Below are 14,152 nucleotides of genomic sequence, written 5' to 3' on the forward strand. Positions count from 1 at the left end.
AACCGGCGCTATTGGGCGGAATTGGCCTGCAATTCGCGCAGGAAGGGGATGGATTCGAACTGATCGGGCTGCACATTTTCCCAGGAGATTCCCTTGGGGCGGGTGTGCTGGCTATTTGTGGTGATCAACTCTTTCTCGGTGGCGACATAGTCCATCCAGCAGTCGAAGTGCATCATGACGATATCGCCATCGGGCACGACCTGGGTGGAGTGGACGCTGGTGACCAGCGGGGTATCGGGACGGATGCGGCCGAGCTCGTTGAGCACGCCGGCCTCGAGATCAGCAAAGCCGCCGCCCTTGCCGGTGCGGGCGCCCTGGCGCGTGACCGCGACGGAACCGAAGACGCAGAAATCGAGCTCGGGAATGTCGGTGAATTCGATGCGCTCGCCATGGTGCATATAGCCCTGGTGGCTGGCGGCGAGTTCAAAGGTGATGCCCTTTTCCTGCAGCACGGCCGGATCGATGCGGACATAGGGTGCACTCTGGACCAGCTCGGGCACCGGGCAATAGAGCGTCTTGCCTTCATAGAGGGCGCGCAGGCGCAGGGAATATTGCGCGGAGTCCGGGTTGACCTTGACTGCCTTGGCCGTCTTCCAGGCGGGAATCTGGGTCATGTGCCAGGCGGCATTGTCGGCGCCGGTGAAATTGGGGATATGGCTGCGGGCAGGGCCGATGGCCACGCCGTCCGCAACCAACTGATCCCAGATGGCATTGCGCAACTCGTCTTTGGCAGGGTTGCGACCCGCCCAGCGACCACGATCGGTCATCACAATCTCCATCATTAGGTAGCAGTGTTCCCAAGCCGCAGACCACTGCTCGCATCGAACAGGAGTGGCGGCTGCTGCGGCGGGAAAAGCAGAATTTCTGGCCCGGCAATGGCCTGGTCGGTGGTCGTGCGCACGGTTAGGCGCGTGCTGCCGGCCTCGACGTGGACGAGGCGATCACCGCCGACGAACTCGATGGCAGAGACGCGGGCCGGCAGGCCGCCCTCGCCAGTGGCGGCAATGGCAAGCGCTTCGGGGCGCAGCGCCATGAGGCACGGCTTGCCTGGCTTCAGGCCGGACGCCTGCGGGGTGAGTTCGATCGCGGGGCGCCAGATCTGGCCATTGGCCATGGTCCAGCTGTCTTCCGTGCGGGCGGTCAGCGGCAAAAGATTGGCCGGCGGGCTGCCGATAAAGCCGGCGATATAGGATGTCGCCGGGGCACGGTAGAGAGTCTCGGGCGCCTCATACTGGAGCACGCGACCTGCATTCATCACCGCGATCTTGTCGGAGGTGGCGAGAGCCTCGGCCTGATCGTGGGTGACCATGATCGTGGTGATGCCGGTGCGGTCGTGCAGTTCGCGCAGTTCAAGGCGCACCTTGTGGCGCAGCACGGCATCGAGGTTTGACAGCGGCTCATCAAGCAGAAGCAGGCGTGGGCGGATGGCAATGGCGCGGGCGATTGCCACGCGCTGCTGCTGGCCCCCGGACAGCTCGCCCGGCTTGCGGCTCAGGGCAGGATCAAGGCCGACCATGGCAAGGGATTCATCTACGCGCTTTTCCGCCTCGGCGCGGTCCATGCCCAGCATGTCGAGGCCGAAGCGGACATTCTGGCGAATGGAGAGATGGGGAAAGAGAGCGTAGTTCTGGAAGACGAGCCCAATATTGCGCTTCCAGGGGGGAAGCGTCGTGATGTCTTCGCCGCCGAGCTCGATGGCGCCGTTATCAGGTTCGAGCAGGCCGGCCATGATCTGCAGCAGGGTGGACTTGCCGCAACCGCTGGGGCCGAGCAGGGAGACGAAGGCACCCTGTTCGACGTCGAGGTCGATCCCATGCAGGGCCATAGTGCCTTTGTAGCTCTTCTTGACCGAGCGGATGCGAAGATAGGGAGATCCGGTCATCAGAACCGCCTTGAAAGCTGGAAGAGGCGCTGGCCGAGCACGATCACGATAACGGTGAAGGCGACGATCATCGCCGCAATGGCTATGGTCGTCGGGTCAATGCCCTCGGTGCGCAGCCGCGAGAAGGTGCGGACAGGGAAAGTGATCCAGCCGGCTCCGGCGATGAGAGTGGTCACCACGACGTCGTTGAACGAGACGAGGAAGGCAATGGCTGTACTGGAGAGGAGGCCCGGCATGGCTAGCGGCAGGGTGACACGGCGCACGACATGCCAGGGAGAGGCGCCGAGGCTCTTGGCCGCCGCTTCGAGGCGCGGGTCGATCTCGTCGAAGGTGGCGATCATGATGCGCGCGGCAAAGGGCATGGTGATGGTCACATGCGCCAGGATCAAGCCGGGCAGGGTGCCGTTGATGCCCAGCTGTGCATAGATCGAGAGCAGGGCGATCGCCCAGACGACGAGCGGCAGGGTGAGCGGAGCGAGCAGCAGCACTTCGAGCGCCAGGCGATAGCTCGGCTTGCCGCGTACAAGGCCAAAGGCGGCGAGGCTGGAAAGCCCCACGGCAATGGCTGTCGAGATGACGCCGAGGATCGTGCTGATCCAGAGACTGCTCTTGTATTCGTTGTGGTTGAAGGCTTCCTCGAACCAGCGCAGCGAATAGGAGCGCGGCGGGAAGCGGAAGATATTGCCGCCATCAAAGGCCGAAAAGATCAGCACGATGATCGGGGCGAGCAGGAAGAGCAGGATGGCAAGGACGCCAGCGAGCAACAGGGCCTTGCTGAAGCGGGATGTCATGAGGCCCTCGCAAGGCGGCGGGAGATCAGCGCGCCGAGAACGCCGGCGAGGGCGAGGAACATCAGCATGACAATGCCGAGTGCCGAGGCGAAAGGCCAGTCGAGCACCATGGCGGCCTGCTGGTAGGCGAGTGAGGCGAAGGTGATGACCTTACCCTGGCCCAGGATCTGCGGCGTGACGAAGGCGGTCAGCGCAGCGCAGAAAACGAGGAGGCTGCCGGCCACGATGCCCGGAAGCATCAGTGGCAGCAGCACTCGCCGCCAGACGACGAGTGGCGAAGCGCCAAGGGACATGGCGGCCATCTCATAGTCGTGCGGAATGCGTTCAATGGTGTTGATCAGCGGGAGGACCATCAGCGGCAGGAAGGCCTGGACGAGGCCGATGGTGACGCCGGTGATATTTCCGAGCAGCGGCAGGCTCGACTGGATAAGCCCCATGGATTTGAGCGCGCCATTGATGAAGCCGAGCGGGCTCAAGAGATTGACGAGGCCCAAGGTCGGCAGCAGTGCGCCGCAGATCAGCGGCAGGATGGAAATGCCGATGAGAAGGCCCTTGGCTCGGCCGGCATGCAGCACGATCCAGCGCGCAAGTGGCAGGGCAAGAAGCAGGCAGACGAGGGTGACGAAGCCGCTCAGCCAAAGTGTCGTCCACAGACCGCCGAGATAATAGCTGTCGGTGAAGATGCGGACGTAATTGGCGAGGGTGAATGAGGTGTCGAGGCTGAGCGAGCCGGGAACCTGGCTCCAGAAGCTCAGCACCACCAGAAACAGAAATGGCAGAACAAAGACACCGAACATCAGCACGGCCGCAGGCGCGACGAGAAGCGCCGTGGTGGTCGGGGAGATGTCCGGTGTCTGGTTCAATGCACTGTCCTAATTACGGTCGATTACTGACCAAGGATCTGCTTGTTCCAGCGGTCGGTCCAATCGGAACGCTGGGTGATGACATATTCCCAGTCGAGCTGGAGCAGGCTGTCGACTTCTTCGGGCGTATTGATCACGCGAGCCGCTTCTTCATCGGACAGGACGACCTTGGAATTGGTCGGGCCGAAGTTCACCTGCTGTGCATATGCAGTCTGGGTATCAACGCCGAGCGCCAGATCGATGAACATCTGGGCCAGTTCAGGCTCTGGGCTGTTGGCAACCTGGCAGACCATGTCGCGCACGAGCACGGGACCCGGATCCTTCGGGAACACGAAACCGATACCTTCGTAATTCTCGAGGTTCGAAATCACATAGCCCGAAATCATCGGCGCGGCGGCGATTTCGCCGGCATCCATCAGGGTGAGAACTTCATCGAGGCTGTTGTAGGTCAGCATCGGGGCGCCGAGTTCTGCTAGCTTTGCGAAGGCTGCATCAGGGTTGGACTCGTCCACACCGGCAATACGTGCGGCCACGGCGAGCATGCCGTCGCCTTCCGAACTCGGGTAGGGGGCATAAGCCATCTTGCCCTTGAGCTCAGGGTTCCAGAGGTCTGCCCATTCGGGAGCCTCGGGGAAAACTGCCTTGCTGTAAGCAATGCCAAGGCCAACGAGGCTCATGGCATAGCAGCCATCGTTCATGCCGGCCCAGACATCGGCCGCGGCGGGAACGAGAGCGGCGTCAGGCGCAACGACGAGCCCTTCCTTGAGCGCGTTTGGCGCTTCATAGATGTTCTGGAAGGTCACATCCATGGTGGGGTTATTGCGCTCAGCGACCATCTTGGAGAGACGATCACCGCTGCCGCCGAGCAGAAATTCCACCTTGGCGCCTGTCTTGGCTTCGAGCGGGCCGGCAACATGTTCCTTGAGGAGGCGTTCGATATCGCCGCCCCAGGTGCCGACGACGAGAGTGCGGCCCGAGTAGTCCTGCGCGAAAGCCGGCAGGCACGGGAAAAGGCTCACTGCGGTCACTGCCGCGTAACAAGCGATGCGTTTCATAATTCCCTGCTGTGTTGATTTGGTCATAACGCTGATCCCGCGCCCACTCGCAAAGGCACGTTGGGCTCAGACTAGGCAGGGCACCCAGACAGGAAAAGTTGCCCATCCAATATAGGAGTCATAACTGATTGCTTATGGCCTATCGACGGGAACTGCCAAGACATCGCGCTCGCGGACCAGGCGTCGGATGGTGTCGCGTAGCCAGCGATGGTAGCGGCTGGACTGCGATCGCTCGTGCCAGAGGAGGTAGAAGGCCATAACCCCAAGCTCCTCAGGCATCAGAAGAATTTTGAGTTTTCCACCCTCGCTGACGTGCTCGGCATAGCGGCGACCGACCGTGAAGGCATGCTGTGTGCCAGCGAGCAATTGGGGGATGATGGCGTAATCGGGCACGGAGATGACGACACGCCGCTCATGGCCCAGCCGGGCCAGCATGCCGTCGATCGGGCTGATGGAGAGATCCTGCGGAGACGAGGGCGAGATGTGGCCAAGCCGGAGATAGTCTTCCAGCGTCAATTGCGTTCCGGCGGGGAAGGGATGGGACGCGCAGACAAGACAGGCGAGCTCGGCGGTCGCCAGGGGCATGTGCTTGAGATGGGGCGGCGGAACCGGCCAATTGCCAACAATGGCGTCTAGGCCCCCAGATTCGCGCTCGGTTTCGAGACCGCTCTGCAAGGTTGGAACGAAGAGCTCCAGTCGGCAGCGCGGTGCGATCCGGCTCAATTCGGTGATGAGATGGGGCACGAGGAAGAATTCGAAGGAGGTCGCTGCGGCGATGCGAATGGTGCGCTCTGAGGTGGCGGGGTCGAAGGTTTCGTCCGACTCCAGCAGCTCGACAAAACCATTCATCAGCGCTTCGACCTGGGCCGAAACCAGCATTCCCTTCTCGGTGAGGACCATTTTCTGGCCGGACCGAACGAGGAGGGGGTCGCCGAAAATATCGCGCAGTCTCCGCAGGATGGCGCTGATCGAGGGCTGGCTTTGTCCCAGTTGGGTGGCAACGCCGGAAACGCTTCGCACCGTCAGCAAGCGGCGCAGGATATCGAGATCGTGCAAGCTGAGGCCGAAGAAGTTAGATCTGCCATTCATCGTCATACCAGCTCACCAATGCTGCCTGATCGCCCCAACCGATCGGGGCCGGGGAGCGCCCTGTCTGCCACACAGCAGCGTCACCTAACCATGGTGTTATACGCTCTCGATTATGGCCTGGGTGTTGTTTCCACAGCCGCAATGGGCGCTTGGCTGAGAGTGCTCGTGCAGTTGGCAGGAGCATCATGCCTCTCCGACCTTGACCGGTCTCAGGGCGTCGACGGCGAGGGAGGTCGCTGCGGTTGAACGACTTCCCTGACCATAACTCGGTTGCCGCGCCAGTCGGCCACAACGTTTCCTCGTTTCCCCTGCTAGCGGCCGGTTCTGCTGACGTTGCCCATCGAGTCGACAACTTTCCCCAGAAGTGCGTTCAACTGATCAACCTCCGACGGCGCCAGGCATTGCACCAAGCGCTCCTGTGACCGCTGCACCACCGGATCGGCCACCGCAAGCACGCTGGAACCCTCGTCCAACAGGGTCAGGAGCTTCGCTCTTCTATCGATGCTGCTTGCGACACGGGTGATCAGACCCTTTTCGGCAAGCCTGTCGATGACGCCGCTGATTGTCGTGCGATCATAGGCGATCAGACCGGCCAGGGTCACCTGATCAATTTCCGGGTTGTCCCGTATCGCGACCAGCGCCGCATACTGGATCGGGGTCAGCGGCAATCCGGCCTCCCGCATTTCCTGATCAAAAAGCGCATTCGAAATCTGATGGAAACGCCGGGCCAAGTGCCCTGGCAGGGCTTTCAAGTTCACGTGTTCTTCCTCGGCGCAATTTGACAAGCATGCTGATAATCAGCATGCTAACTTTATTTCATGCATGAGCGCACATCGCGTTGTGCGGGCTGTCGACGGTCGGGGCCAGAGTAGTCAATGCGTTTAACAAAAGCCTATTCCGCTGCCGTTCATAGCAGTGACGAAACAGGTATATCGATTACCATTTCCGGCAAACGCAAGGAAAACCTCGACGTCACCAAAGCTCGCCTCCGCATGGCGGTCTGGGTGATGATCCTGGCTTTCGGCGTTGTCGTCGGCCGCCTTGTCTGGTTCGGGACGCTGGAAGCGCCGCAACGCGTAGACGGGCGCGTCCTCAACGCGACGCTGGCTTCCCGCCCGACGATCCTGGATCGGAACGGCGTACCCATGGCCCTCGACATTCGCGCCCCATCGCTCTTTGCCGAGCCCAGGAACATCATCGACGTGGAGGAGGCCGCCCAGGCGATCACCAGGGTGCTGCCTCACCTTGATACACGCTGGCTGCGGAAGCGCCTCGACAGCCAGAGCGGCTTCGCCTGGATCGCCAGGGAACTGACACCGCAGGTGGAAAAGGCGATGATGCACCAGGGAATTCCGGGCCTGGATTTCCTGGTTGAAACAAGACGGTTTTATCCTGGCTTCCGCCAGGCAGCGCATGTTCTCGGAGGCGTCAACATCGACAATGGCGGCATTGCCGGCATTGAAGCCTATATCGACAAGGCGTTCGACCTCGACCTGCTCCATTCTATCGGATTGGCACGCGATACGGCAATGGAGCCCGTTCGCCTGTCAATCGACATGCGTGTCCAGAACGTTCTTCATGCAGAGCTTGAAGATGCCATGATCCGTTACTCTGCCACTGCATCTGCCGGGGCTCTGGTTGACGTTCATACCGGTGAAGTGATTGCGATGGCCTCGCTTCCCGATTTCGATCCCAATCAGCCAGCGACCATGCTGGAGAAGGGACGATTCAATCGGATCACCGCCGGCAAGTTCGAGCCTGCCTCGATCTTCAAGCCGGTGACAATCGCGGCTGCGCTGGACGCGGGGGCGATTACACTCGGCGACAGCGTCGATGCGCGCACGCCGGTTCGTTTCGGTCGGTTCGCCATCTCGGACTATTACGGCAAGCATCGGATGCTCACTGTCCCCGAGGTGCTCGTCTATTCCTCCAACATCGGCACCGTGCGCATCGCGCAAGCCATGGGCAAGGACAAATTCAGGGCGTCCCTCACCCGAATGGGTTTTGACGCGGCACCGAAAATCGAGTTGCCGGAGGTCACCGCGCCCGTCGTTCCCAATCCTTTGTCGGAGGTCGCTGCAGCGACTATTTCCTTTGGCCACGGGCTGAGCGTCACGCCCATCCAGATGCTCAGAGCGACCGCAGCCCTCGTTAACGGCGGTTATCTGTTGCAACCCACACTGCTCAGGCAGGACGGGGACCAGAGCGCAGATCCGTCGAAGCGTGTCCTGAGTGCGAAGACGAGCCTGCAGATGCGCTACTTGCTTCGCCTCAATGCGTTGGAGGGATCAGCGCGTCGGGCCAATGCGCTCGCCGATGGCTTCCGGCTCGGCGGCAAGACGGGGACCGCGGAGAAGGTTGTGGCGGGCCGGTACTCCAACGATCTGGTTACGACCTTTTTCTCCTCGGCATTTCCATTGGATGCCCCTCGATTTGCCATGGTGATCATGGTGGACGAGCCCAAACCGGAAGCCCCAGGCACCGGAAGGACAGCGGCCTATAACGCTGGCGACATGACCGGCAGGATCATCGCGCGCGTCGCGCCGATGCTGAAAGTGCTGCCGTCGGACTGGGTGAACTTTCCTACCGCTGAGCTAACCGATGGGCCGATCGATGACGGCTTTATTCCACACGAAACGACAAGAGCACAGATATGACACATGTTACGCGCCGGTTCTTCCTGACCGGCTCCGCAGCCATGCTTGCAACTTCGATTGCCGGCTGCACCACGACCGCTGGACCGGCTAAGTCAACTCAGGCGTCCGCAGGCTCCGGCAGATCCGTACCTCCAGATGTCGCGCTCATGTATGGCGCGGTGCTCGATGACCGCTTCCCCATACGCGCATCCAACATGGCTTTGGTTCCGGAGCGCTTCTGGCGACAGGAGGTCGCGGATCCGACCGGCGAACGACCGGGAACCGTGGTGGTCGATACCACCGACCGTTTTCTCTATCATGTCGGAGATAATGGCCGTGCCATGCGCTATGGCGTCGGCATTGGCGCCGCGGGCTTTGCCTGGTCGGGGAGGGCGCACATCGCCTACAAACGCGCGTGGCCGACCTGGACACCGCCCTCCGACATGATCAAACGGCATCCCGAACTCGAGATCTATCGACATGGCATGGAGCCAGGCCCCGATAATCCGATGGGTCCGAGGGCGCTCTATATCCACAAGGGCAATCAGGACACTCTCTATCGCATTCATGGCAATTCTGACGAGCGCACGATCGGTCAGGCGATCTCGAGCGGGTGCGTCCGTCTGTTGCCGCAGGATATCATCCATCTGTACAACAGCGTTCGCAGCGGCTCCCCGCTGCTTGTCGTCTGAGGGAGCAGCAGCCTCTTCTGGTACCCGGGAGACTTGCATCCAGAATAGTTATGAATAATAACCATTCAGGGTGAGGGGAACTGGCTATGCTCGATCTGAAGGCTCCGAAGTTGCGGCCATTCTGTACGCTGGAGGTGGAGGCGGGGCCGCCGCGTGTGCTGGGCATGGGGCGGCTGGGGCAGCGGCGGATTATTCCGATTGCCGGGGGGCGTGTCAGCGGACCGAGGCTTAATGGCGTCATCCTGCCGGGAGGCGCGGACTGGCTGACCGTGAGCCATGACGGCGTGGCGGTGCTCGACGCGCGATATATGCTGCTGGCCGAGGACGGGGCGCTCATCGAGATTATCGACCAGGGGTTTCGGCACGGGCCGGAGGGGGTGATGAAGAGCCTCCTCGCCGGCGCCGATGTGGCCCCGGAGGATTATTACATGCGCTCCTCGATCCGGCTCGAAAGCGGGGACGCGGCCTATGCCCATGTCAATCGGATGGTGTTTGTCGGCACCGGGGCCAAGACGCGCCAGGGCGTGCAGATCGACATCTATAGCGTCGAATAGGCCAAGCGCAGCGGCGACCTGAAAATTTGAGAATCACGCGGGGAAATGTGTCTGAACCACATGTCATTATAGCCGGGGGCGGCATTGGGGGGCTGGTGACAGCACTGACCCTGCAGCAGATCGGCGTGAAATTTTCCGTCTATGAGGCCGTGCGCGAGCTGGCGCCGCTGGGCGTTGGCATCAATATCCAGCCCAATGCGGTGCGCGAGTTGCAGGACCTCGGCATCGGCCCGGAGGCGCTGGACAGTGTCGGCCTGCCGGCGCGCGAATGGGCGCTGGTGGGGCTCAAGGGCAATGACGTCTATTCCGAGCCCCGCGGGCTCGAGGCTGGCTATCACTGGCCGCAATATGCGGTGCATCGCGGGCGCTTCCACATGATGCTCTATCATATTCTGAAAGAGCGAGCCGGCGCTGACGTGGTCCGGACGGGACACAAGGTTACGGGATATGAACACAAGTGCGACGGCACCGTTACCGCGCTCATCGAACGGGCCGATGGGACGCAATTGCGGGAAAATGGCACGATCCTGATTGCCGCGGACGGCATTCACTCGGCCGTGCGGGCCCGCATGCACCCCCAGCAACCGCCCATCCACTGGGGCGGGGCGATCATGTGGCGCGGCACGACCATGGCCAAGCCGATCCGCACGGGCGCGTCCTTTGTGGGCCTCGGGACGCACAAGCAGCGCGTGGTGCTCTATCCCATCTCCCATCCCGATCCCGAGACGGGCCTGGCGATGATCAACTGGATCGCCGAGGTGGTGGTGGACAAGGATGACGGGCGCTACAGCAATGGCTGGTTCCGCCCGGTCAAGGTGGAAGACTTCGCCCATCATTTTGCCAAATGGACTTATGACTGGCTCGATGTGCCCGACCTTTTGGCGCGCGCCGACGTGGCCTATGAAAACCCGATGATTGATCGCGACCCGGTGCCCACCTGGCAGGATGGCCCGGTGATCCTGATGGGCGACGCGGCCCATGCCATGTATCCAACCGGCTCGAACGGGGCGAGCCAGGCGATCATGGATGCGCGCCATCTTGGGGCGGCGATGCTGGAGCATGGCGTCACGCCGGCGGCGCTGCGGGCCTTTGACGCAAAATTCTGCGCGCCGATCTCAGAGCTGGTGCTGCGCAATCGCGGGGCGGGCCCGTTTGGCCTCCTCAATTTGATCGACGAGCGCTGTGGCGGGGAGTTCGAGGACATCAACGATGTCGTGCCGGAGGCCGAACGCAATGCGTTCATGGCAAGATATAAAGCCGCAGCTGGCTTCGCCGTCGAACAACTGAACACCGCACCAGCCACCATTCCCCAAGGCCGAATGCTGCGCTGAACGGTGAGAACTTGAGTGTCGGCGGGATTGTTACAGTCCCAATGCCTTGAGATGATCGATGGAGCGGCGGGCGAAGCGCTGCCAATCACTGGGATTGTCATGTTCGGTCACGATGTGTTCGACTTTGGTTTCGCGGAAGAGCGGGGCAAGCGTGGCCCAGTCGATGATGCCATCACCGGTCGCGGCCCAGCCATCATCTTCCTTTGTGCCGAGCGGCGCGGTGTCTTTGGTCTGGATGGCGACGATCCGGCTGGCGAAGCGACGGAGTTCGGCGGCAGGATCGGCGCCGGCCCGAACAATCCAGCCGCAATCGATCTCGAATTTTACCGCATCGCCGCCGGCTTCAAAGATGTGGTCGATTGGGCGGGTGCCATCGGGCAGGGGGGTGAATTCAAAGTCGTGATTGTGCCAAGCGACGGCAAGGCCGTGGCGGGCGACGGCTTCAGCGCCCCTGGCAAGCTTTTCACCGAGGCCGCGCCAGTAGTCAGCGGTCGGCTGGCGCTCATCGGGGGTGACATAGGGCGGGATCAACTAGGTGGCGCCGAGGGTCTGGGCGATGTCGATGAAGCGCTGCGGCTCGCTGACGAGGCCAGTCAGGGGCATGTGAAAGCCGAAGCATTTTAAACCGGCGTCGTCGAGGGCGCGGCGAAAGGCATGTGGGTCGGCTTCATATGCAGGGAGCCAAGGTTCGATCGCGTCGTAACCCATGTACTTGAGAATGGGAAACTGATCGAAAAGCGGCGGGAAGTTGCGAGAGGAATAGAGCTGGTAGGCGATGGGGTAGGGCATGTCTTCTCCAGATCACCCTCAAGAGGGCTCATTTTCGATCTTCCGCCAGTCGCAGCGCTGCCTTCGGCCTTGATCCGAGGGGCATTCGTTCCAGGCACGCGATTGTCGCCTTCCGGGCGGACCCTCGGATCAATTCCGAGGGCAATATGGTGCGTGTAAGAGCTCCGGCATCTGATAGTGCCTACGCCGCAAACCGAATTACGGTTGCGCTTCCTTGTCCTTGTCGAATTCCAGCAGTTCCACCATCACGCCCAGGTCCTTGACGGTGTCATAATAAGCGTACCGGCCGTGCGAGCCGTCGAATTCTCCCGCTGCAGAAGCCTGTGGCCTTTGCTTTCGAGATAAGCGCCGCGGCCGGTGAGGTTGCGGGTGCGGAAAGCGATGTGGTGGCAGCCCGGGCCTTTTTCTTCGAGAAGGTCGCGCCACGCGCTTTTTTCGGGGCCGGGCTCGAGGAACTCGACGTCGATGTTACCAAACTTGAACATGCGGATCTTGCAGCCGACTCCGCAGCCGAGATGCCAAGCACGGCTACTCATCGTTCCGAGCGGAGTAGTTGGCGCGCACCTGAAGCCCGGGCCTCGCGGCCCATTGTGCGCTGGACGCCCGCCGTTCGCTCTCCACATTATCTGGTCCATCGATCAGTTCATTTCTGATGGCAGCTTTCGTGCATCGGCGAGAGCCGTCAGACGGGGCGCGTCGCCCACAGACCAAGTGTGAATGCCAGCGGAGCTGCGACCAGTCAGACCCGGAGAACCGGCACGGATTGAAGGCCCATTGGAACAAGTGTGTCCGTAGTCCGTTCGCTCAAAGCATGTGCTCGCCAACTAAGGACTTGGCGTGTGGCTGCAAGCTTTGAACTATGGTGGTCGTGAGGGAATGGCTCGAAAAAAAAGTGTCGCGATCGTGGGCGGCGGACCAACTGCCGTCTATACGCTTCGGAACCTGCTGCAAAAGGCAGACCATCTAAACATCACGATCTTCGAGGCCGGGCCCATAGCGGGTTGCGGTATCCCTTATTCGGAAGATTACAACTCGCCAGACATGATGGCGAATATCACATCCGTAGAAGTTCCGCCGGTCATGACGTCCCTGGCCGATTGGGTGCGCTCGGCCGACAACGCTACGCTCAAGCGGTTCGACATCGTGCGGGAAAAGGTGGCTGACCGCGACTACTATCCGCGAATACTCCTTGGCCAGTACTATAATGATCAACTTGAGCGGCTGATTGCGGCACGGGCGCCTTGGCATGACGTCACGATCGCTACGCGAACGCATGTCCAGGACATCAAACCTGGTCGCAAGGGGTTTTCCGTCACTGCTGAGCACGCCAACACGACAGCGGTGCACGAGTTCGACGCAGTTGTCATGGCCACGGGTCATTTGACCGGGCAGGTAAAATCAAGGCCGAGGGCAGGCCTCTATCGCTCACCCTATCCGGAGAAGAACCTAGCTCTCGCCGATGACAGGGCAGGGCTTATTCTGGGGTCTTCGCTCAGTGCCATTGATGCTGTGGTGGCACTCGCGTTGCGCCACGGCGCCTTCAGCGGGTCCGAACCGGACCTAACTTACAAAACGCATGACGAGAAACCGCTTCGCCTCTTCATGGCGTCCCGCAAGGGCGTTGTTCCTGACGCTGATTTCTTCTACCCAATTCCGGAAGAGCCGCTTCTGATATTTACTCCTTCCCAGCTCGAACAGGTCAGAGGGAAGGGGCAAGCTGGTTTGCTGTCGAAGGCATTCCGACTCTTCAAGCAGCAACTGGTCGCAGATGATGCCGACTTCGTCACGAGCCTGTCCCTGCCGCGTTTCACGCTGGAAGGTTTCTCTAATACCTACTTCGAAATGAGGAAGCAGCGCCAAGGGTTTAAAGCCATGGCGGATGATCTGGCGGAAGCAAAATCTGGCTATCTCAATCGCCGTGTCTTGATGTGGCGCTATACGATGATGCGCGCACATGAAGTTTTTGGCACCATTGTTCCTTTCCTCAACGACCGTGACCTTAAACGATTTGCGCACTATCTCGCTCCTGTCTTCGCCGACGCCTATGGCTGCATCCCGCACCTGTCCATCGCGCGCCTGCTTGCTCTTCACCGCGCCGGGTGTCTTGATGTCGTGGCACTCGGTGAGGATGGAACCATCCGATATGGTGCAGGTCGATTTGTCCTTGACGTCGATGGCCAGACACAGACGTTCAAGACGATGATCGATGCGCGCGGGCAAAACCCGGCAACGATATCGGAATTGGGGTTCCATAAGCTCCATGAAGCCCTTGCAACCCGAGACCTGCTTAAGCGCTCACATGGCCAGAGCGAGGATCACCAGTTTCGGCTTCGCCTCAACGGCCAGTCGGCAGCCGACATCTTCTGCATCTCTATCCCAGTCATGATGGAGCGCTATCCATTTGCCCAAGGACTGGTTGCCTGTTCGGAAGCGGCAGAAATAGTTGCTGCGGCGCTTTGACAGGATCGGC

The 14,152-nt window shown here is 61.0% G+C and carries 15 protein-coding genes; 5 read left to right on the top strand and 10 right to left on the bottom strand.

Features of this window, described 5'->3' with window-relative positions; all coding sequences use genetic code 11:
* Positions 1 to 8 precede the first annotated feature (8 nt).
* From NYQ88_RS11270 to NYQ88_RS11300, 7 genes are all read right to left on the bottom strand, one after another.
* Positions 9 to 767 carry a 5-formyltetrahydrofolate cyclo-ligase gene (locus NYQ88_RS11270; RefSeq protein ID WP_275651238.1) on the bottom strand — a complete coding sequence of 253 codons (759 nt, stop codon included), beginning with the start codon at positions 765 to 767 and terminating at the stop codon, positions 9 to 11.
* Positions 768 to 781: 14 nt separating this feature from the next.
* Positions 782 to 1,882, bottom strand: coding sequence for an ABC transporter ATP-binding protein (locus tag NYQ88_RS11275; protein ID WP_275651239.1), 1,101 nt, complete (start codon positions 1,880 to 1,882; stop codon positions 782 to 784).
* The gene (locus NYQ88_RS11280; protein ID WP_275651240.1) at positions 1,882 to 2,673 is read right to left on the bottom strand and encodes an ABC transporter permease; all 792 of its coding nucleotides are present in this window, start codon (positions 2,671 to 2,673) and stop codon (positions 1,882 to 1,884) included. The genes NYQ88_RS11275 and NYQ88_RS11280 overlap by 1 nt, the downstream gene beginning before the upstream one ends.
* A complete protein-coding gene (locus NYQ88_RS11285; protein ID WP_275651241.1) occupies positions 2,670 to 3,536 on the bottom strand; it encodes an ABC transporter permease in 867 nt (288 codons plus the stop codon). The genes NYQ88_RS11280 and NYQ88_RS11285 overlap by 4 nt, the downstream gene beginning before the upstream one ends.
* Before the next feature lie 23 nt (positions 3,537 to 3,559).
* Positions 3,560 to 4,591 carry an extracellular solute-binding protein gene (locus NYQ88_RS11290; RefSeq protein WP_275651242.1) on the bottom strand — a complete coding sequence of 344 codons (1,032 nt, stop codon included), beginning with the start codon at positions 4,589 to 4,591 and terminating at the stop codon, positions 3,560 to 3,562.
* Positions 4,592 to 4,723: 132 nt separating this feature from the next.
* The gene (locus NYQ88_RS11295) at positions 4,724 to 5,680 is read right to left on the bottom strand and encodes a LysR family transcriptional regulator (protein ID WP_275651243.1); all 957 of its coding nucleotides are present in this window, start codon (positions 5,678 to 5,680) and stop codon (positions 4,724 to 4,726) included.
* A gap of 311 nt (positions 5,681 to 5,991) precedes the next feature.
* Positions 5,992 to 6,438, bottom strand: coding sequence for a MarR family transcriptional regulator (locus NYQ88_RS11300; RefSeq protein ID WP_345774588.1), 447 nt, complete (start codon positions 6,436 to 6,438; stop codon positions 5,992 to 5,994).
* A gap of 234 nt (positions 6,439 to 6,672) precedes the next feature.
* Here NYQ88_RS11300 and NYQ88_RS11305 point away from each other — a divergent pair, with 234 nt between their 5' ends.
* The 4 genes from NYQ88_RS11305 (at position 6,673) to NYQ88_RS11320 (ending at position 10,893) form a co-directional block, all read left to right on the top strand.
* Complete coding sequence (locus NYQ88_RS11305) at positions 6,673 to 8,337, top strand: penicillin-binding protein 2 (RefSeq protein ID WP_275651244.1); 1,665 nt, start codon at positions 6,673 to 6,675, stop codon at positions 8,335 to 8,337.
* Positions 8,334 to 9,008, top strand: coding sequence for a L,D-transpeptidase (locus NYQ88_RS11310; protein WP_275651245.1), 675 nt, complete (start codon positions 8,334 to 8,336; stop codon positions 9,006 to 9,008). Before NYQ88_RS11305 ends, NYQ88_RS11310 begins: the two co-directional genes overlap by 4 nt.
* An 86-nt stretch (positions 9,009 to 9,094) precedes the next feature.
* Positions 9,095 to 9,562: a DUF3237 domain-containing protein gene (locus NYQ88_RS11315; protein WP_275651246.1), complete on the top strand. Its 468-nt coding sequence runs from the start codon at positions 9,095 to 9,097 to the stop codon at positions 9,560 to 9,562.
* 47 nt (positions 9,563 to 9,609) lie between these two features.
* Positions 9,610 to 10,893: a flavin-dependent oxidoreductase gene (locus NYQ88_RS11320; RefSeq protein WP_275651247.1), complete on the top strand. Its 1,284-nt coding sequence runs from the start codon at positions 9,610 to 9,612 to the stop codon at positions 10,891 to 10,893.
* Between the two features lie 30 nt (positions 10,894 to 10,923).
* On the opposite strand, the gene NYQ88_RS11325 is transcribed toward NYQ88_RS11320, so the two are convergent.
* The 3 genes from NYQ88_RS11325 to NYQ88_RS11335 all read right to left on the bottom strand — a co-directional run bounded on the left by NYQ88_RS11325 (position 10,924) and on the right by NYQ88_RS11335 (position 12,167).
* Positions 10,924 to 11,424, bottom strand: coding sequence for a sugar phosphate isomerase/epimerase (locus NYQ88_RS11325; RefSeq protein WP_275651248.1), 501 nt, complete (start codon positions 11,422 to 11,424; stop codon positions 10,924 to 10,926).
* Entirely contained in the window at positions 11,425 to 11,682 is a 258-nt protein-coding gene (locus NYQ88_RS11330) for a hypothetical protein (protein ID WP_275651249.1), read from the bottom strand.
* A gap of 245 nt (positions 11,683 to 11,927) precedes the next feature.
* Entirely contained in the window at positions 11,928 to 12,167 is a 240-nt protein-coding gene (locus NYQ88_RS11335; RefSeq protein ID WP_275651250.1) for a VOC family protein, read from the bottom strand.
* Between the two features lie 352 nt (positions 12,168 to 12,519).
* Between NYQ88_RS11335 and NYQ88_RS11340 the strand changes: the two genes are divergently transcribed.
* Entirely contained in the window at positions 12,520 to 14,142 is a 1,623-nt protein-coding gene (locus tag NYQ88_RS11340) for an FAD/NAD(P)-binding protein (protein WP_275651251.1), read from the top strand.
* Positions 14,143 to 14,152 lie beyond the last annotated feature (10 nt).

The sequence above is a fragment of the Devosia sp. SD17-2 genome (assembly GCF_029201565.1).
Lineage (GTDB): Bacteria > Pseudomonadota > Alphaproteobacteria > Rhizobiales > Devosiaceae > Devosia.